The sequence below is a fragment of the Nonomuraea sp. NPDC047529 genome (assembly GCF_040642995.1).
GTDB lineage: Bacteria > Actinomycetota > Actinomycetes > Streptosporangiales > Streptosporangiaceae > Nonomuraea.
On sequence record NZ_JBEYTJ010000038.1, the window covers coordinates 58,795 to 78,946 of the forward strand.

General features: G+C 72.4%; 11 protein-coding genes. All 11 read left to right on the forward strand.

Annotated elements, in window-relative coordinates; all coding sequences use genetic code 11:
* Window positions 1-178: 178 nt before the first annotated feature.
* The 11 genes from ABZ815_RS41200 to ABZ815_RS41250 all read left to right on the forward strand — a co-directional run bounded on the left by ABZ815_RS41200 (window position 179) and on the right by ABZ815_RS41250 (window position 20,135).
* The gene (locus ABZ815_RS41200; protein WP_357706838.1) at window positions 179-1,327 is read left to right on the forward strand and encodes an ROK family transcriptional regulator; all 1,149 of its coding nucleotides are present in this window, start codon (window positions 179-181) and stop codon (window positions 1,325-1,327) included.
* 17 nt (window positions 1,328-1,344) lie between these two features.
* The gene (locus tag ABZ815_RS41205) at window positions 1,345-2,811 is read left to right on the forward strand and encodes a M81 family metallopeptidase (RefSeq protein WP_357706840.1); all 1,467 of its coding nucleotides are present in this window, start codon (window positions 1,345-1,347) and stop codon (window positions 2,809-2,811) included.
* A gap of 222 nt (window positions 2,812-3,033) precedes the next feature.
* On the forward strand, window positions 3,034-4,827 hold the full coding sequence (locus tag ABZ815_RS41210; protein WP_357706841.1) for a serine protease: 1,794 nt from the start codon (window positions 3,034-3,036) through the stop codon (window positions 4,825-4,827).
* A 133-nt stretch (window positions 4,828-4,960) separates the two neighbouring features.
* Window positions 4,961-5,350, forward strand: a complete 390-nt coding sequence (locus ABZ815_RS41215) for a VOC family protein (RefSeq protein WP_357706843.1) — start codon at window positions 4,961-4,963, stop codon at window positions 5,348-5,350.
* A gap of 211 nt (window positions 5,351-5,561) precedes the next feature.
* A complete protein-coding gene (locus ABZ815_RS41220) occupies window positions 5,562-5,768 on the forward strand; it encodes a cold-shock protein (protein WP_055509312.1) in 207 nt (68 codons plus the stop codon).
* Window positions 5,769-5,921: 153 nt separating this feature from the next.
* A complete protein-coding gene (gene asnB, locus ABZ815_RS41225; RefSeq protein ID WP_357706844.1) occupies window positions 5,922-7,736 on the forward strand; it encodes an asparagine synthase (glutamine-hydrolyzing) in 1,815 nt (604 codons plus the stop codon).
* A 16-nt stretch (window positions 7,737-7,752) separates the two neighbouring features.
* Complete coding sequence (locus tag ABZ815_RS41230) at window positions 7,753-8,643, forward strand: SseB family protein (RefSeq protein WP_357706845.1); 891 nt, start codon at window positions 7,753-7,755, stop codon at window positions 8,641-8,643.
* Complete coding sequence (locus ABZ815_RS41235; protein ID WP_357706846.1) at window positions 8,640-9,047, forward strand: hypothetical protein; 408 nt, start codon at window positions 8,640-8,642, stop codon at window positions 9,045-9,047. Before ABZ815_RS41230 ends, ABZ815_RS41235 begins: the two co-directional genes overlap by 4 nt.
* A gap of 91 nt (window positions 9,048-9,138) precedes the next feature.
* On the forward strand, window positions 9,139-9,534 hold the full coding sequence (locus ABZ815_RS41240) for a YbaB/EbfC family nucleoid-associated protein (RefSeq protein ID WP_357706847.1): 396 nt from the start codon (window positions 9,139-9,141) through the stop codon (window positions 9,532-9,534).
* On the forward strand, window positions 9,531-9,866 hold the full coding sequence (locus tag ABZ815_RS41245) for a hypothetical protein (RefSeq protein WP_357706848.1): 336 nt from the start codon (window positions 9,531-9,533) through the stop codon (window positions 9,864-9,866). Before ABZ815_RS41240 ends, ABZ815_RS41245 begins: the two co-directional genes overlap by 4 nt.
* A 3-nt stretch (window positions 9,867-9,869) precedes the next feature.
* Window positions 9,870-20,135 (forward strand): hypothetical protein, encoded by a 10,266-nt coding sequence (locus ABZ815_RS41250; RefSeq protein WP_357706849.1) that lies wholly within the window; start codon window positions 9,870-9,872, stop codon window positions 20,133-20,135.
* Window positions 20,136-20,152 lie beyond the last annotated feature (17 nt).

The window sequence follows — 20,152 nt, forward strand, 5'->3', positions numbered from 1 at the left end:
GGAGGGCCTGGTGCGTTCAATGCGGAGAATGTATAGATGGTCCCGTATGAAGTCAACGGAAGTAACACACTTTGTTCGCTTACTTCTTTCAGGTTAGAGTCGAAGTCGCCGGTGCCTCATGATGGGGCTCTGTTGCGACGACGGGCCTGCCGGGAGACCGGCCTGAAGAAGGAGCGGCATGCCGGAGCCATCGAGTCCCGCCAACCTGCGTGAGCAGGCGCTCGACCTCTTGGCCAGCGGTGCGGCGACATCGCGCGCCGACCTGGTCGAGACTCTCCAGGTGGCTCCGTCCACGGTCTCCAGCGTGGTCCGGCGGCTGCTGGAGGAGGGCGCCATCCTGGAGGAGGGCGTGGGCCGCTCCACCGGCGGGCGACGGCCGCGCATCCTGCGCCTGCGCGACGTCCAGGGCGCGTTCGCGGTGTCCGAGCTGGGCGCCCAGCACGCGCGCGTCGGGCTGTGCTCGCCCGACGGCCGGCTGCTGGCCGTACGGGAGATCGCCACCGACATAGCGGACGGGCCCGGCCAGGTCTTCGACGCCATCGGGCAGGCGTACGAGCAGCTCAGCACGGCCAAGGCCCCCGGTCAGCCGCTGCTCGGCATCGGCGTCGCGCTGCCCGGCCCGGTCGAGTACCCGCACGGCCGGCTGATCGGCCCGGCCCGGATGCCCGGCTGGAGCGGCTTCGACGCCCAGACCCACCTCAGGGAGCGCTTCGGCGTGCCCGCGGTCGTCGACAACGACGCCAAGGCCGCCGCCATCGGCGAGTACGTCGGCCGGGGCCGCGACCCCGGGGACATGATCTACGTCAAGGCCGGCACCGGCATCGGCGGCTGCCTGGTCAGCGGCGGCCAGATCTACCGCGGCGGCCGCGGCCTCAGCGGCGACGTCACGCACGTCCGGGTGGCCGACAGCGGCGAGCGCGAGTGTTCCTGCGGCAGCCGCGGCTGCCTGGAGACGGTGGCCAGCGGCGCCGCCCTGGTCCGCCAGCTCCAGGACCGGGGCCTGCGGGTCAGCACGCCGCGCGACGTCATCGCCGCCACCGTCGACGCCGAGCCGTCCGTCGTGACCCTGGTCCGCCACGCCGGCGGCCTGCTCGGGGTCGCCCTGTCCGGCCTGGTGAACTTCCTCAACCCCGACGCCGTCGTCATCGGCGGCGCCCTGTCCAGCCTCGACGTCTACGTGGCCGCCGCCCGGAGCATGCTCTACAAGCGCTGCCTGCCGTCCATGACCCAGTCACTCTCCATCGAGGCCAGCGCCGCCGGCCCGGACGCGGCCCTGATCGGCCTCGGGCATCTCGTGCGCGCCTCGGCCGACGTCCGTCCCTCCTAGGCAAGGAGTCCCCGCCCGTGTCCCGTCCCCTCCGCGTCGCCGTCGGCGGCGTGCACATCGAGTCCAGCACCTTCTCCCCGCACCTGAGCACCGCCGCCGACTTCGAGGTCACCCGCGGTGACGCCCTGCTCGCGCGGTACGGCTGGCTCGCCGAGCCGTGGGCGGCCGACGTCGAGTGGATCCCGCTCGTCCACGCCCGCGCCCTGCCCGGCGGGGCCGTGGCCAGGGAGACGTACGACGCCTGGGCCGCGGAGATCGCCGCCGGCTTGGCCTCGGCCGGCCCGGTGGACGGCGTCCTGCTCGACATCCACGGCGCGATGAGCGTGGTCGGGCTGGAGGACGCCGAGGGCGACCTGATCACGGTGGTCCGTTCGGTGACCGGCGGGGGGCCGTTCGTCTCGGCGGCCATGGACCTGCACGGCAACGTCTCCCACCGCTTCTTCGACGGCTGCGACCTGCTCACCTGCTACCGCACCGCCCCGCACGTGGACGTCTGGGAGACCCGCGAGCGCGCGGCGCGCAACCTGGTGGAGGCTCTGCGCCGCGGGCAGCGTCCGCACAAGGCCCTCGTGCACGTGCCGATCCTGCTGCCCGGCGAGATGACCAGCACGCGCGTCGAGCCCGCCAAGGGCCTCTACGCCCGCGTCCCCGAGATCGAGGCCAGGGACGGCGTCATCGACGCGGCCATCTGGATCGGCTTCGCCTGGGCCGACGAGCCCCGCTGCCGCGGCGCGGTCGTCGCCACCGGCACCGACGCCGCCGCCACCGCCGAGGCCGCCCGCGAGCTGGGCGAGCACTTCTGGGCGGCGCGCGACGCGTTCACCTTCGTCGCGCCCACCGGTTCCATGGACGAATGCCTCGACCAGGCGCTGACCGCGGTCAAGGACCCGGCCCGGCGCCCGTTCTTCATCAGCGACTCGGGCGACAACCCGGGCGCGGGCGGCGCCGACGACGTCACCTTCGCCCTCGAACGCATGCTGGCCCGTCCCGAGATCGCCGGCGGCTCGGTCCGCGCGGTCTACGCCTCGCTGGTCGACCCCGAGGCCGTGGCCCAGGTCGCCGGCCTCGCGCCCGGCTCGCCGGTCGCCCTGCGCGTCGGCGGCCGGATCGACGCCCGCGAGCCGGGGCCGCTGCCGATCGAAGGCGTGCTGGAGGCGGTCGCCGACGACCCCGACGGCGGGCTGTGCGTCAGCGTGCGGGTGGGCGGTCTGAGCGTGTTCGTCACCTCGCGCCGCATGCAGTACCGCGAGCTGGCCTCCTACGCCCGTCTGGGCGTCTCGGTGGACGAGGTGGACCTGGTGACGGTCAAGATCGGCTACCTTGAGCCCGAGCTGTTCGACGCGGCGGGCGACTGGCTGCTGGCCCTGACGCCCGGTGGTGTCGACCAGGACCTGCAGCGCCTGCCGTACGAGCGGCTGGCCCGGCCGGTCTTCCCCCTCGACCGCGACTTCGACGCCGATCTCACCGTGATCACCGCACGTTAGCCCCCCGACGGACGAGCCCCCGCCGCCCGGGCAGAAGGGCGGCGGGTGAGGGTGCCGGGGCTCGGACCTGAGCCTGGCGGGGGCTTGCACCCGGTGGCCCGGCAAGGGCTTCGGACCTGGGCCTGGTGAGGGCTTGGAGGGGGCTCCCAGTCGGCTCCAAGCCAGGAACAAGAGGGCTAACTCATCATTCCGCCTGTGAGCGGATATTTCAGGAAAAGGCTGATGAGGGTCGCCGCGGGTGCGGCGGTCGTCGCGGCGGTCATGCTGCCGGCGCTGCCCGCGGCCGCCGACGACTCCCCCGACGAGCGGCCCGACGTCCCGGTCGGCACCTGGCTGGCGGCGCGTACGCAGCCCGCGGTGCAGCTGACCAGCTTCACCTACACGGCGACGGTGTCCGTCCCGTCCAACACGATCAACGAGGCGGCCTACAACCAGATCGTCCAGGAAGCCGTCACCGCCGTGCAGTCCGGCAAGATCTCCTCGGACGAGCGCAGCATCGGCAAGTGGGTCTTCCAGCAGATCGCGGCCAACGTGGACACCTACGTGTCCGCGACCACCCCGATGCGTACGGTCGAGGCCGAGGTCGGCGGCATGTGCACCGGCTGGTGGGTCACCCCCGACGGGTACATGGTCACCGGGGCGCACTGCGTCCAGATCGGCGACACCGAGCTCAGCCAGCTCTTCGCGCAGCAGGCGCTGGCCAAGTTCAACAAGAAGGACGCCAAGGAGATCATCAGCGGCCTGGGCGACCTCAAGAACGACGAGGAGATCGTCAAGCTCGCCCAGCAGATCTACGTCACGTTCAACTCGACCCACATGCAGCTCGGCAACCTCAAGCAGAGCCTGTCGGTCATGCAGAGCCTGCCGGGCGGCGGCGTCGACAAGACGGCCAAGGCGGTCCCGGCCGAGCTGGTGTCGGTGGGCGAGAGCTACCCCGGCAAGGACTTCGCACTGCTCAAGGTGAACGGCCAGCAGAACCTGCCGACCGTGCCGCTCGGCGACGACGCCGACGTCCGCACCGGTGACACCCTCTACATCAGCGGCTTCCCCGGCCTGGTCACCAACACACCGTTCTTCAGCCTGGAGTCGAAGCTGGAGCCGGCCCTGACCGAGGGCCCGTACAACGCCAAGCGCACCACGCAGACCGGCGTGCCGTACATCCAGACGCAGGCGCCGTCCTACCACGGCAACTCCGGCGGCCCGGTGTTCAGCAAGGACGGCAAGGTCATCGGCATGCTGATCGCGGGCACGGTCAGCGAGGGCGGCGAGGCGTCGGAGAGCGAGAGCTTCGTCCTGCCGGTGGGCATCATCAAGGAGAAGCTCGGCGAGAAGAACGTCAAGCCCGCCCAGGCCGTCACGACGACCCGGTACAACGAGGCGCTCAACGACTTCTTCCGGCGCTACTACTCCGCCGCGCTGCCGAAGTTCCGCGAGGTCCAGGCGCTGTTCCCGAACCACCCGTACGTGGCCAAGTACATCAGCGACTCCCAGCAGGCGATCTCCGCGGGCAAGGACGAGACGCCCAAGCCGATCCTGATGTGGGTGCTGATCGGCGGCGGCGTGCTGCTCCTCCTCGTGCTCGTCGCGGTCCTGGTCAAGGTGCTGCGCGGGCGGCGGCGGTCCCAGCCGGGCGTCATCTCGCCCCAGCCCGGGTACGGCGCGGTGCCGCCGCCCCCGTGGCAGCAGCTTCCCGCGGCCCAGGCCCAGCTCTCGCCGCCGGTCCAGCCGATGTACCCGGCCCAGGGCCAGTACGGCCACAACGGCTCCGACGGCCACGGCGGGTACGGCCCCGGCGGGTACGCCGCGGGCGGTCACGCCGCGAGCCCGTACGGATCGGCGCCGGACGACCGGTTCCAGCAGCCCCCTCACCAGCAGGCCGGCGGCGACCAGACCAGGTCCGTCCGCTACGGCCAGTTCGCCCCGCCCTCGGACCCCAGGTCCGGGCAGGTCGCGGACCTGGAACGGCAGATCGCCGACCTCCAGCGCCGGCTCGGCGACCAGCCCCCGAACTCCTGACGGGCCCGCGTGAGCCAGGTCCCGCCAGACACGTCAGGATGCGCGGCCCCGGAACCCCATGACGGGTTCCGGGGCCGCGACATGCGCCCGTCCGATCCGGCCCGCCACGCCCCCCGCGGCCTACGATGACCTCGTGGACGTGCTGAGCAGCCGCGTGCTCCTGCGGCCGAGCGACCCCGGACGCACCCGCCGCTTCTACGCCGAGACCCTCGGCCTGGCGGTCTACCGCGAGTTCGGCCCCGACGACGATCCGGGCGTGGTCTTCTTCCTCGGCCAGGGCTTCCTTGAGGTCGCCGGGCGTTCCGACGGCCCCGCGACCGGCGACACGCTGTCGATCTGGTTGCAGGTGCGCGACGTCGGGCGCGAGGAGGAGCGCCTGCGGCAGGCGGGCGTCACGGTGCTGCGCGAGCCACGGCTGGAGCCGTGGGGCCTGGTCGAGATGTGGATCGCCGACCCCGACGGCCATCGCATCGTCCTGGTGGAGGTGCCGCCCGGCCATCCGCTGCGCCGCGACCCGCGGTGAAGGCCCCCGCATTTGCGTCATGCGCGATGGGTGTGCTAGCGTTAGCTGCGTTGCAGTTGTGGTACCCATAAAAGACTTTGTGCGCACCTGAAAGGGCTGGATCTTCAGGTGCGTTTTTGTTTTCCGGTCATCTCCGGGATGGGCTCAACGCGGCGACACGGGGGTCCGCGCGGTGCGGATTCCGTCTCTGCACATCTGAAGGAGATCCGATATGGCAACCGGTACCGTGAAGTGGTTCAACTCCGAAAAGGGCTTCGGCTTCATCGCCCAGGACGGCGGCGGCGCCGACGTCTTCGCCCACTACTCCAACATCGTCTCCAACGGTGGCTACCGTGAGCTGACCGAGGGCCAGAAGGTGGCCTTCGACGTCGTGCAGGGCCAGAAGGGCCCGCAGGCCGAGAACATCGTTCCCGCCTGACCCACGCAGCCCGCGTCTGGGCCCGCACCTCTCCGGGGTGCGGGCCCAGACCGCTTTCAGGGGCATTTATCGGGTATGGACCGAGCAGCTCCGTACGGTTATGTTGCGAGGGCGTCAGGCAAGTTGTCAGACTTCGTCTGAGAGGACCCTCGTATGTGCGGCATCGCCGGATGGGTGGACTTCGACCGCGACCTGACCAGCGAACGGGCCACCGCCCTCGCCATGACCGAGACCATGAGTTGCCGGGGCCCCGACGACCAGGGGCTCCATCTCGAACCCCACGCCGCGCTCGGCAACCGCCGGCTCGCCGTCATCGACGTCGAGGGCGGCCACATGCCGATCGAGGCCGAGGGCCTGGCCGTCATCACCTACAGCGGCGAGGTCTACAACTTCCGGGAGCTGCGCGAGGAGCTGGCCGCCAAGGGCCACCGCTTCCGCACCAGGAGCGACACCGAGGTCGTGCTGCGCGGCTACCTGGAATGGGGAGAGGACGTCGCCGACCGGATCAACGGCATGTACGCCTTCGCCGTCTGGGACGAGCGCGAGCAGGAGCTCGTCCTGATCCGCGACCGCATGGGCATCAAGCCCCTCTTCTACTACCCGCTGCCCAACGGCGTGCTGTTCGGCTCCGAGCCCAAGGCGATCCTGGCCAACCCGCTGGCGCCGCCCGTGGTGAACCTCGACGGCCTGCGGCAGTTGCTCAGCCTGGCCAGCCTCCGGCAGCGGTCGGTCTACCAGGGCCTGTTCGAGCTGCCGCCCGGCCATCTGCTGCGCGTGGGCAGGCAGGGCGCGCGGCTGCGCCGCTACTGGTCGCTGGAGGGCCACGAGCACACCGACGACCTGGACACGACCGTCCGCACGGTGCGCGAGCTGCTCGACGACATCATCGGCCGGCAACTGATCTCCGACGTGCCGATCTGCACGCTGCTCTCCGGCGGCCTCGACTCCAGCGTCGTCACCGCGCTGGCCAGGACGCACGGCCCGATCCGCTCCTTCGCCGTCGACTACGCCGGTTACGCCGAGCACTTCCGGCCCGACGAGTTCCGCGGCGACCCCGACCGGCCGTTCGTGCGGATGCTGGCCGAGCACGTCGGTTCCGAGCACACCGACATCGTCCTCGGGCCGGCGGAGCTGGCCGATCCGAAGCTGCGGGCCTCGGTCGTACGGGCCTGGGACGCGCCGAGCTTCATGGGCGACATGAACTCCTCCCTCTACATGCTGTTCCGCGCCATCCGCGAGCATTCGACCGTGGCGTTGTCAGGCGAGTCCGCCGACGAGATCTTCGGCGGGTACGCCTGGTTCCACCTGCCGCAGACGGTCGAGGCCGACACCTTCCCCTGGCTGGCGATGGCGATGCGCGAGCAGCAGCCGTCCGACATGCTCGACAAGTCGCTGATCCGGCAGCTCGACCTGGACGCCTACACGGCCGACGCCTACCGTACGGCGCTGGCCGAGGTGCCCCACGTACCCGGTCAGGACGCCCGCGAGCGGCGCATGCGCGAGATCTGCTACCTGCACCTGACCCGCTTCCTGCCCTTCCTGCTCGACCGCAAGGACCGGATGAGCATGGCCGTCGGGCTGGAGGTGCGCGTGCCGTTCTGCGACCACCGGCTGGTCGACTACGTGTTCAACACGCCCTGGTCGATGAAGACGTTCGACGGCAGGGAGAAGAGCCTGCTGCGGGCGGCCGGGGCCGACCTGCTGCCCGAGCCGATCCTGCGCCGGGTCAAGGCGCCGTACCCGGTGACCCAGGACGTGGGCTACGAGCAGGCGCTCCGCGCGGCGCTGCGCGAGCTGGCCGCCGACAAGGACGCTCCGGTGCTGCGGCTGCTCGACCCCGACGCCGTCCGGGAGGCCGCCTCGGCGCCGCCCGAGAAGGTGACGACCACGATGAGCAGGTACAGCCTGGAGCTGGCGCTCGACCTGAACGTCTGGCTGACCGCCTATGGCGTGCGCCTGGAGTTGTAGCGGGCAGACTGGGCGGATGACGTCCAGTGATCATTTGCCGGCCACGCCGTTCGAGGAACAGCTGTGGGCGGCCCGCCAGGACGGGCAGGACGCCCTGTGCCTGGGCCTGCTCCGCGACGCCGACCTGGCGTTGCCGATCACCGCCGCCGCGGCGGCCGGTACCGAGCCGCCCGCCTGGGCGACGGCCACGGACTCCGGCCGCACCTGGGTGGTGGCCTTCACCTCGGTCGAGGCGATGATCACCGCGACCGGCGGCGCCGCCACCCACTGCCGGGTCGTCTCGCCCGCAGAGCTGGCGGCCGGCTGGCCCGACCCGCGATGGGGGCTGGCGGTCAATCCGGGGCTGGGGGCGGCGTTCCTGCTGGAGCCGGGGACGCTGGCCAGGCTGGCGGTGCCCACGCTCGTCCAGGACCTGCTGCTCGCGCCCGACTCGGGGGTGCCGGTGGTGCAGAAGCTGCTGTCCCCGTCCGACATCGGGGACCTCCTGGCGACGGGCGAGCCGCGCGTCTCCGGCTACTGCCACCACGCCCTCGACGTCTCCCACATCGCCACGCCCGCCGTGCTGGCCGACGCCCTGAAGCAGCCGGAGATGCTGACCGAGAGCGGCTCGCTGAACATCCTGCGCTGGCGTCCCGTCGGCCTCGACCTCTACCGCACTCCGTACGGCGGGCGCGACGAGGAGGGCCGGGTCGCGGTGGCCGGCTGGGTGGTCGAGGAGCCGCCGTTCGTGGGCATGGGCCTGGTGCCCAACGTCGACCAGGTCATCCGCGAGTACAAGGTGTACGGCGTCGGCCTGCCGCACGGCTCGGAGATCTGGGAGCTCACCGTCCAGGGCGCCGAGCACCGGCGCGCGCTGTACCACGGTGACCTGCGGCGATGGCTGCTGATCGGCAGGGGGGAACGATGACCTGGCACTTCTACCGCGCCCACTGGCAGGGCGCCGACTACGTGGCCAGCCCGGAGCCGCACGCCCTGGAGCTGTGGGTACGCCTGCGCACCACCGGCCCGGCCGACGGCTTCGAGGAGGTCGAGCCGGGCTGCCACGTCCGCACGGTGCCGGTGACCGAGTGCGCGTCCCTTCAGTTCGTGACCACGGAGTGCATCTGGCGGGACGAGCGGTTCCAGGTCCACGACGAGCGCGACGGCCTTCTCCTGCTCGAATACCTGGGCGGCTCCGCGCCCGCGGCGCTCGCACTGGGGCTGGAGCGCATCGAGCGGGGCGTGTACCGGGCGTGGGTCCCGCGGGCGGAGATCGCCGAGCTACGGGAAGAAGTTGTGGCGATAAGTCCGCCGAACGGCCATTTTTCGTGATTGGCTCTTGTCTCCTGTTGTTCATGTGACGGAAACTGACCTGAAAGGTCGGTGTGGCGTAAGAGTCACGCGGCATGGGGCCGGGGGTGTCATGGATTCTCCTGACGTGGCGGGGATGCGGGCGTACGGCGACGAGCTGCGCGACATGTTCCGCCAGATCCAGGACGTGGGCATGGAGCTGCACGAGCAGGCCAAGGCCGTCCAGGTGACCGAGACCTCCCGGGACGGCCTGGTCTCGGTGACCGTCGGCGCACGCGGCGAGCTGGTACGGCTCGACCTCGACCCGCGCATCTACCGGCGCCCCGACGCCCGTCACCTGGCCGACACCATCGCCGAGACCGCCCGGCTGGCCACCGAGCGCGCCCAGGAGCGCATCACCGAGATCTTCGAGCCGGTGATCCCGCGCGAGGACTTCCAGGCGCATCTGAGCGGCGACCTCGAAACCGTCCTGACCCGGCTCGCCGACCGCATGGGAGGCGGCCGATGAAGCCCTGGGACGGCACCCAGATCATCAAGCCCGTCGTTGACTCCGGCATCTCCCAGTGGACCACCATGGCCGAGGACTGGGAGAAGGAGTCCAGGCGGCTGGTCGCCGCGGTCGTCGAGGCGCTGGCCACCGCTCCCTGGGGCGGCGGCACCGAGGGCGAGTCGTTCAAGTCCTCCCACTTCCGCGACGACGGCCCCAACCGCATGCTCAACCAGTACGTCGACCTCTCCAAGCAGATCAACGACGCGTGCGGCAGGCTCCGCGTGAGCATCGACAACACCCTCGGCACGGACGCCGACATCGAGCAAGAGCTCAAGGCGCGAGAGGTCTGACGCGTGTCGCACAGCGCCACCGGCCCCCAGGGGCCGACTTCTGCGGGTTCGTCGGGCCAGGCCACCGTCCAGCCCCCGGTCCGCATCGACCGGGACGTGGAGCCGGTGTGGGAGACCGAGGCACTGCCCGACTGGGTGGTCAACTGGCTGCTCCCGATGTTGTCGGCGGGTCAGAAGTGGCCCGAAGCAAGCGAGAGCGGCATGTCCAAGCTCGCGCACACCTACCACGCGCTGGCCGCCGGGGCGATCGCCACCGCGCCGCGCGCCGGCTCTGCCGTGCGCACCGTGGCGACCGGCTGGTCCTCGCCCGCCAGCGCCGACTTCGTCACCCGCGCCAAGTTCCTGTACGGCCAGGAGGCCGGCATGGCGGGCGCGGCCAGGGTGTCGCAGTCCCTCCAGATGCAGTCGGACAACTTCGCGGTCGAGACCCAGTACTCCAAGCTGTCCGTCAACGTGGCCTTCTGGGTCACGGTCGTCGCCATCGCCATCGCGCTCATCGTCGCCTTCTTCTCCGCCGGCACCTCCGCGGCGATCATCGGCCCGTACGCGGCCGCGGGCCGCGCGGCGATCAGTCGCATCCTCGTCAGGCTCGCCATGATCGGCGCCAGGGAGCTGGGCGCCGGCAAGCTGGCCCGGGTCACCACGCTCAGCGGCGCCACCGGGCGCGGTCTCATCGCCAAGCTGCTCGGCTCCTCGATCGGCCGCGAGCTGATCGAGGAGATCGGCGAGGAGTTCTTCATCGACGCCGCCGCCCAGTACCAGCAGATCAAGATGGGCACCAGGAAGGACTGGGACTGGAAGAAGTCCCAGGCGGCGATCATCGGCGCGGGCGGCGGCGCGCTCTTCGGCACCGCGCTGTCCGGGCCCATCTCCAAGGTCACCCGGCACATGCCGGGCTTCCCCGGCCGCGCGATGACCACCGGCCTGACCAACACGATCGCCTCCCCGGCCGGCAGCTTCCTCGCCAACGGCCTGGTGTACGGCCAGTGGAACAACCCGTTCTCGGTCGACTCCCTCATGGGCGGCTTCATGGGCGGCGTCGGACGTACCGGGTCGATCAGCCCGTTCAACCCCGAGGTGTACACCGCGCTGGGCAACCCGGTCAGTACCCTGGCCTCCGCCTACGACGCCGCCGCCCGTTCCGACGCCGCCCGCGCCGGAGGCGGCGACCCCAGCACGGGGGGCGGGAACCCGCCGGTCGGCAGCCCGGCCCCCACGGGTGGCGGCGGGCCCGTCGTCCCCGCCTCGGCGCAGGCGCCCGCGCCGAACCAGGGCGACGACGTCAGGCGCGGCACGCCGTCCACGTCTCCCCCCGACTCGGACGCGAACCCGCGCCGCGGCTCCTCCTCGCGGGACGGCCGGACGGACACCGACCGCGAACCCCGTGCCGACGCCGACCAGAACGTCGACGAGGACACCGACGACGACGACAAGCAGCAGCGGCGGCCGAAGAGCGACCCTGCGCCCGCTCCCCAGTCCACCACCGCCCCGGCCTCCCCCCAGGCCCAGGACGGCTCGCAGGACACCCGCCAGACCCGCGACACCCAGCCGGACGACCAGACCCAGCAGAACGACCAGCAGAACCCCCGGCAGGACGCCGAGCAGGACACGCAGCAGAACCCCCAGCAAGACGCCCAACAGAACGACCAGCAGGACGCTCAGCCGGACAACCAACAGGACAACCAGCAGGACGGTCGTCAGGAGCCGATCGCCCAGCAGGGCGACCAGCAGGGAACGACCACCGCCCAGGACACGAACACCCCCGCCACGACGTCGGCCGCCGCCCCCGACGCCACCTCGCCCGTGCCCGTCACCGGCCCCGTCCGGGCCCGTACCGCGCTGATGGACTCGCTCACCCTGGACTTCCCCGGCGCGGTCGTCGGCCCCACCGGCGACCTCCTCATCCCCTCCCCCGACGGCACCGTACGGGTGATCCGCGCCGCCACCATGAAACGCGTGCGCGCCGCCCTGGACACCCGCGCCGACGAGGTCACCGACGCCGACGAGCTGCGCGCGGAGGCCACCGCGATGGTGCTGCTGGCCCAGGAGGGCGGCGAGACCCTGCAACCGGCCACGAGCAAGCCGGGCACGGTCACGTCCAGGCCGGTCCCGGGCACCCGGCACGTCCCCGACGCCCGGCCGGACACCCCGTTGCAGCCCGGCGACGTCCGTACGGGAGCCGACGCGGTGCGGCCGTCCCACTTCCTCAACCAGGACGTGGAGGAGATCACCTGGTCGGCCGACGGCACGCTCGTCGTCCGCACCAGGAACAACGGCACCCACCACTTCCGCCCGGTCATCGGCGCGATGACCGAAGGGCTCATGGGCGAGACCGAGCTCTCGACCGGTGAGGACGCCGCGCACGCCCACGTCGTGCACTTCGCCCCCGGCATGAACCCCAGCCAGGTGTCCCGGGTCTGGCTGCACGAGATCACCGACACCCTGCAGAAGACGCAGGAGGACAACGGCGGCAAGCGGCGGGGCTTCCTGCGCCGCAGGAAGGCGACCAGCGAGCCCACGCAGGACATGTGCGCCCAGGCCCAGCTCAACGAGCTGGCGTTCATGGCCGAGCAGTGGCACGCGGCGCAGACGCCGCAGGAGCAGCGACTCCTCGCCCTCGACATCGACGGCGTGTCCCGCCAGCTCATCGAGCGCGGCCACACCCCGCCGCTGCCGCCCTGGGCCCCCAAGCCGGGGACCCGGCCCACGTACGCGCCGCAATTACCGCAGGGCCGTCCGTCCCAGGAGGAGCTGCCGGCCGTCATCGACGCGCTGCAGCGGGCCGAGCGGGCGCTCAAGGAGCAGGTCGACGCGAAGCGGAAGACCGCCCAGGAGGCCCAGCAAGCGGCACGCGACGCCAACAAGAAGATGCGGAAGGCGCAGCGGCAGCACGACCAGGGCCGCCAGGCGCGGGCGACCGCGGCGCGGAAGGAGGCGCTCCAGCAGCGGGCCACCCGCAGGCGGCACAACAGGATCGCCGACGCGTACGAGGCCGCGCTGCGCGAGGCGACGCGGACCCGGCAGACCTACCAGCAGCTGCTCACGGCGATGAACGAGATCCAGAACCCGAGCGCGCCCAACGGGCCGGTCAGCATGCGGTCCGTCGCCGAGCGGCTGGCCGCCCAGGTCCTTGAGCAGCACGCCGCCTACCTGAAGGCGCTGGCCGCCGCGTTGCCCCAGGAGATCAGCCTGGCCGCGGCCCAGCCGACGGGCCGGCTGGCCCACCTGTCGGCCCTCACCACCGCCGTCAACGACCTGCTGACCGACAACGGCGTCAATCACCAGTTCTCCGCCGACCAGCTCGAACGGGCGATCCGGGCCGACTTCCACAAGGCCGTCTCCCCCGACGGTCTCGTGCTGACCGTGGGGCACCACGGCAAGGCGGCCGAGGTGCGGATCAAGCTGACGCTCGCCGACCTGGTCGAGGTGCTCGACCCCGCCATCAAGGGGTCGGAGATGATGGTGGGCCTGTTCTACCAGGCCGCCCGTACGGCCTCGATCAGCCAGGCGGGCAGCGGCGGCGTGTCGGCGGGCTTCGACACCAGCGTCCTGGCGCAGTTCCTGCCGGAGGACCACGTCGCCAGGACGGTGAGCGAGCTGCTGGGCGTCGGCCTCGGCGCCTCGCTCGGGCGCAACTGGTCCACCAGCGGCGGGGCCGGCATGTACGCCCAGGGCGGCTCGGTCACCGACAACCGCAGCGAGTCGCTGCTGTTCGACGCCGCCGCCACCTGGACGGCCGAGATCCGCACCGGCCAGGACGCGAGGTGGCAGGGCACGGTCACGGTCGACTCCGGCGCCCCGGGCGACTCGTCGAGCCAGCGGCTGTGGTTCTCGCACCCCGCCACCGACCAGCCGGCGCGCGTGCTGGACTGGATCGACAGGGCCAAGCGGGGCAAGACGATGCCCAACGTCGTCGTCCAGAGCATGACCGACCTGGAGGGCGCCCTCGACGCGCTCGCGGAGGAGCTCGGCGGCGACTACGCCGAGGTCGGCACCGTGCCCCGCGACCAGCTGCGCTCGTTCGTCACCCAGGAGCTGCCCCACCGCCTGCGGACGTCGGTCAACGAGGGGCTGGAGCGCGTCTTCACCAAGAACGGCGAACCGCACGTCCGGGTGCGGGCCGAGAGCCGTGTCGTGGTGGAGACCGCCCAGCCGATCGGCGGCGCGTCCTCCGAGGAGTGGGAGGAGGAGGTGCTCGTCGACTTCGTCCAGACGCCGGGGGGCGCCTCGTCGGGCTCCTCGCTCGACGGCAGCGCCTCGGCCGGGTTCAAGGCCCCCGGGCTGCAGGCCGTGGACCTCGGCCCGTACCAGCCTGCGATCGGCCCCAAGGCCAACGGGGGGAGGGGGGCGTCGCGGTCGTACTCGGCCACGGCCAACAAACAGGCGATCCACCCCAGCGTGCACCGCAAGTCCCACCCCAAGCAGGGCTACCGGCTCACGGTGGTGACCACGTTCACGGTGGAGGTGATCGGCAAGCCCCCGGTCACCCTGCCATCGGTGCGCAGCACGGCGCTGGTGGACATGCGCGAGTCGGCCGCCTACCGGTACGGCCTGCCCGTGGACAGCGCCGCGCTGGTCCGCAAGGACGGCCGGCCGGTCACCGACGCCAACGGCGACCATGTCCTGCGCGGCGACCCGCACCCCGGTCCGCCGCCCGGCCGCAAGCCGGAGCTGCCCGCATGGCTCGGCGACGGCCCCGGGCAGATGCGCGGCGCGGGCCCGGCGCTGGTGCAGGAGATCGAGGGGCTGGCGGAGTTCCGGCAGAAGGTGCTGGACGAGCTCGCCGAGCGCGGGCTCATCCCGAAGACCGTGAACGGCGTGCCGGAGTACTCCTCCAACAAGCTCGCCCGCGCCAGCCAGATCCTCAACCGCCAGGAGGTCCTGGAGCAGCTGTCGGAGCAACGCATCCGCGCCGCCTACGACTCCCTGGCCCAGGACGGCATCGTGCTGGACCTGACGCTGCAAGGGCTCAACTCCGCCCCCGAGCACTACATGCTGCGCCTGTCGCTGAAGCAGGACTTCAACGACATGACCTACGTCGGTCACACCGACACCCAGACGGTCGTCAACCTCGACATCGGCTCCGACACCTCCGCCCGCGGCATCGGCAGGTCCAGGACGTACAGCGGCGGCGCCGGGGTCAGCGAGAGCGACGGCCCGGACAAGGGGCAGGACGGCCTCACGAACGAGGTCGGCGTCAAGGGCGGCGGCAACCGCACCCGTACGGCGGGCTCCAGCGCCGGCGGCACGACCAACGTCGTGACCCTCCAGGAGAGCAACAGCACGGTCGCGATCTTCACGCTGGGCCACCAGATGACCGCCGACCTGCTGCACAGGGGCACGACGACGACGATCGCGACCAGCGACGGATCGGCCCAGCTCGTCTTCGCCGCCGACATGCTCCCCTCGACCAAGCCCACGCCGCCCGCGCCGATCGGCCGGATGTCCCAGAAGCTCAGGGCCAAGGCGCGGCTGCTGCACGTGGACGTGGGCCGCCCCCTGGACGCGGCCCGCCAGGTGCTGCCACGCGGCATGACCGCCGACTCCGTGGCCTTCCAGCACCTCATGGCGTTCCTGAACGTGCGCAACCTGGTCGCCCACCCCAAGCTGCTGAACAGGCCGCTGACCACGGATGTCGCGATCCGGCCGAACGGGCCCACGCGCTCGTCGCTGTCGGTGTCCGGCGAGGTCGGCGAGACCGAGGTGCTGGGGGTCGTCGACCAGGTCACGGGCAACATCCTGTTCGGGCTCGGCAGCGCCGGCATCTCGTGGGGCGGCTCGTCCGGGCTGTCGGCCGGCATGTCGACGTCCGTCGGCGACCTCGACGACGGCGGCACGACCGGCGACAGCGGCTCGCTCTCGCTGCCGTCCCGGTCCGGCGGCACGTCCGAGTCCACCTCGATCCTCGACATCTGGGGCAGCGAGGAGCTGACGATCGAGTTCGGCCGCCAGTACATCCTGCGCAGCACGGTCGACCTCACCCTCACCGGTTCCGAGAGCGCCGAGCACGGGGTGCCGACCGGCGAGCAGATCCCCGTCAGCGGCTCGAAGACGACGACCACGTCCGGCACCGCGCTGTTCACGGTCTCGGAGTACGACGCGCTGCTGATGTACGCGGAAGGCGACCTCGACCTGCCGGCCCACCTGGTCGGCGACGCGGTCGAACGGTTCCTCAACGGCAGCCTGACCCTCGACCGCAGCCTCGCGGTCCCGCTGGTCCAGCGCTACGTCCTGGACATGGCCCAGTCGGGGACGACCAACGAGTACACCGAGCGGCACACCCCGGAGGCCCTGCTGGCCAAGCTCAAGGAGGTGACCGGGCTCACCGCCCCCGACAGCGGCAGCCCGCAGCAGAAGCTCGACCAGACCCTGGACAAGGCCGCCGAACAGCTCGAACGCTCCAGAGACGTGGTGCTCGCGCCGTCGTACGACCGGTCGGTGGGCGCGAGCTCGACCGAGTCGCTGACGCTGACCGACGAGAACGGCGACCCGGTCGACGTGATGGACGCCGTCCGGAAGGCCGTGCAGGACGCCGTGCCGGGGGCGCTGGACGAGAGCCCCACCCTCGGCGAGGAGTTGAACGTCGACTTCTCCGAGGACGCCGCGCTGATCCACGTCACCGACATGTGGTCCTCGCGCGGCTTCGAGCGCAGCTACCACGTCCAGCAGGGCGCGCAGGTCACGCAGGCCGAGGAGGTGACGGTCCGGGTACGCCTCGAACCCGTCGGCGACTCGCGCAGGGCCACGATGCTCAGCCAGACGTCGCAGTCCGGACTGATCGTCCAGCACTACCGGTACACCGACCTGTCGCATTCGGAGTCGTACAACGGGTCCTACTCGGCGGGCTTCGACCAGGGCGCCAGCGACCCGACCGGCGGCCAGGGAGCCGGCCTCTCCACCGACCGGGGCCGCGGCTACTCGGGCTCCACCAACCACCAGAACACCAGGTTGCAGCGGATCGGCCTGTTCAACGGGCTGACCCGGGTGCAGCAGGAGATGCGGCTCGTCATCGAGGTCGAGCGCAGGCCCGTACGGGGCGGCAAGGTCTCCGGCGCCGCCAAGCGCGTGGCGGACGTGCTCCAGGGCAAGCGGCGCGCCGCGCCGCCGGTCGTCTACAACGCCACGGTGGTGCGGCGCATCCCGACCGGCATGACCAGGCCCGCCGCCGAGGACCCGGGGCCGGTCGTCATGACCACCGACCCCCGGCAGGCCGAGCTGCATCCCGGCTTCTTCCCGGCGGCGTTGTGGGAGAGCCCGGCCAAGCCGAGCCTGTACGAGGTCGTCACCACCCAGCTCACCAAGATGATCGGCGCGGCGGCGGTCGAGGAACGGCGTCCCGAGCTGATCAGGCGGCTGGCGCCGTCGGCGCTGCTGACCGCCTTCGAGCGGATGACCGGGCCCTCGGGCGAGCCGGTCGTCCGGGTGTCCAGGCAGAAGTTCAAGGACCAGGGCGTGAACGTCACCGTCCACGCCCGCACGTCCGACCTGACCATCGTGGCCGGCCCGTACGACGCGGAGAAGGGTCAGGTCGACCGGCAGGCCGACGCCCAGAACGTGAACGTCTCCCGCGGGCGGACGACCCCGGTGGGCTGGGGCGCCAACGGGTCGGACAGCTCGACCGGGGTCAACGGCGGCGTCCGGGGCGGGGAGCAGACGTCCGAGGGCGTCGGCGACCACCACGGGGCGCGCCGCGAACGCAGCATGTTCGAGAAGGGCAAGGCCTACACCGTACGTCTCCGGGTGGACTACGACCTCGAGTTCCAGTACATGGCGCGGCTGCGCGACGGCAACGAGCGGCCGGTCGGCGAGGCCGTCCACCTGCCCTCCGCCTCGACCGGCGAGGTGGACGTGGTCATGTTCGGCGAGGAGATCGAGGAGCTGCGCGAGCGCATGGCGGCGGGCGTACGGATCGCGCCGCCGCGTCCCGGCGGCCCGCCGCCCGCGACGTTCAATTTCGTGCCCACGTCCGAGCGGCAGAACCCGATCCAGACCCTCCAGGAGGCCCGCGTGGCCGCCCGCGACCGCGGCGAGGTGGCCCGGGTGGCGGTCTGGGAGACGGACGGCCTCCACCGCTACCGCGTCATGCCCGACGGCTCGCTGTACAGCGAGACGCTGGACGGCGGCTTCGCCGAGGCGTTCGCGGGCCTCGCGCCCGACCTCCTGGACGCGGCCCGCGGCGCCGGCCTGAACCTGCGCGACGTCTTCATGAACCCGAGCACGGACGGCACCTTCACCGAGCAGGTCGAGGCCGCGCTCGACGCCGTCGGCGCCCTTCCCGCGCCCGCCGCCCCGGCCGCCTGGCCCGCCGCCGCCCCCGACACGCACGCGAACCCGGTCGGCGGCAGCGTGTCGCAGGGCGTGACGCCCGCCGCCGGGATGCCGTCCCCGGCGATCGAGGACAGCCCGTTCAGCAGGTCGGCCCGCCCCGAAGGGGTTCCCGACCTGACCCTGGACGAGCTGCACGACCAGCCCGTCTCGGCCGTCGACCTCGGCGGCACCGCCGCCCACGTCGGCTGGACCGGGGACGACGTCCTGACCGTCCAGTTGCCGGGCGTGCCCGACCAGCACGTCCGCGTGGTGGTGGCGGACCCGGGTGACGGCCTGAACGCGCTCACCGAGCCGCGCGCGGGCACGGCCGAGGACCCGCACCTGCTGCGGATCTGGGGACGCGTGCATCCGGACCTGGTGTCGTCGATCCTGGTCCACGACCTCTCGCACGTCGCCCAGACGGCGACCGCGGCGGCGGCCGGCATGCCGCAGGGCGTGCTCAGGACGTCCCCGACGGGCGAGCACGCCGAGGGCACCGACCTCTGCCTGCTCCCCCGCCTGGACGAGCACGCCCACCTGTCCGACAAGTGGCACGCCACCACCGACCCGGCCCGCCGGGAGCGCCTGGCGGCGGCCATCGACGCCCTCGCCGACGACATCCGCCGGCGCGGCCACACGCCGCCGCCCCCGCCGTGGGGCACCGGGCCCCGCGCACCGGCCGCCCCCGAGCCGCAGAGCCGGATCGCCCGCCTGCTCAACGGCGATTCGGCCACCGGCCTGGACACCTCGCCGCCCGGCCTCGGCAAACTGGCCGAGATCGCCGGCGTCCCCGCCATCACGCCCGGGGGCGTCCCTGCGAACGGCACGGCGCCGCAGACGGGACCGGTGGACACGTTCACGGTGACCACCCCCGAGGGTGAGTTCACGCTGACCCTGGCCGAGGCCGCTCCCGGCACGGCCGGGGTGACCGTCGAGTCGAGCGCTCCCGGCCACCTGACACTGCGGGTGCCCGCCGACGACGGCCCCAGGGCCACGACCGCCGTCGCCGAGCAGGTCGCGGCCCACGCCGCCACGCTCGCGGGCGACACCGCCGCCGGCCGGCCGCAGGACACCGGCCAGGCCCGGCCGGCGGCCCCCGGGCGGCCCGGCCCGATCGAGGCGGCGGCGCTGGCGCGGCTGCGCGGGCTGGCGCGGGCGGTCGCCGAGGCGGGCCCGGTCCGCTCGCGCACCGAACGGGCGGCGCTCCAGGAGGAGGCCAGACGGCTGGGCCTGGCGAACGGCCGGCAGGGCGCGTCGTCCAAGCTGGTGGAGCTGTCGCGCGCAGGCTATCTCACCCCCGCCCAGGTCACGGCGATCCGCGGCCACGCGACGCTCCCCGCGACGGCCGCCGCCGGAGCCGTCGGACGGGCCGCCGCCCTCATGGGCGCCCGCGTGCACACCCACGGGCCCGGCCTGCTCGACATCGTGCTGCCGGGCCGCGCGCCCATCGCCGTCGAGATCCGGCAGCCGGGAACGGGCGCGAACGACCCGGGCGTGCTCACCTACGAGGTGGACCCGGCCCGCACGGTCGGCGCGAACGAGCGGGCCGCCGCCGCGACGGCCGCCGCCGCGGTGGCCGACGCGCTGGGCCTGCCGCCCGCCGACGGCCAGGAGCTGGCCGAGCTGAACGAGGCCCTGCGCCAGGCCCGTACGGCCAACCCCAGGCAGCGCCCCGGACGCCTGGGCGTGCTGTACGACCTGGTCACCGAGGCCCGCCCGGAGATCCTGCGGATGTTCCCCCCGCAGGTGGCCACCGAGCTGGCCACCCTGGCGGACGGCCGCCGTCCCCGCGACTGGCCGGCGATCATCGAAAAGCTCCGCGTGATGGCGGACGGGACCGGCTGGGACGTGCCCGACGCCAAGTGCGTGTGCCCGCCCGACGGCCCGTGCACGTGCGGCCGCCGCCTGGACGAGGCCCCGCCGGTGACGCTGGAGCCCGACCCGCAGGCGATGGCGGTGTGACGGACGGGACGTCGGGC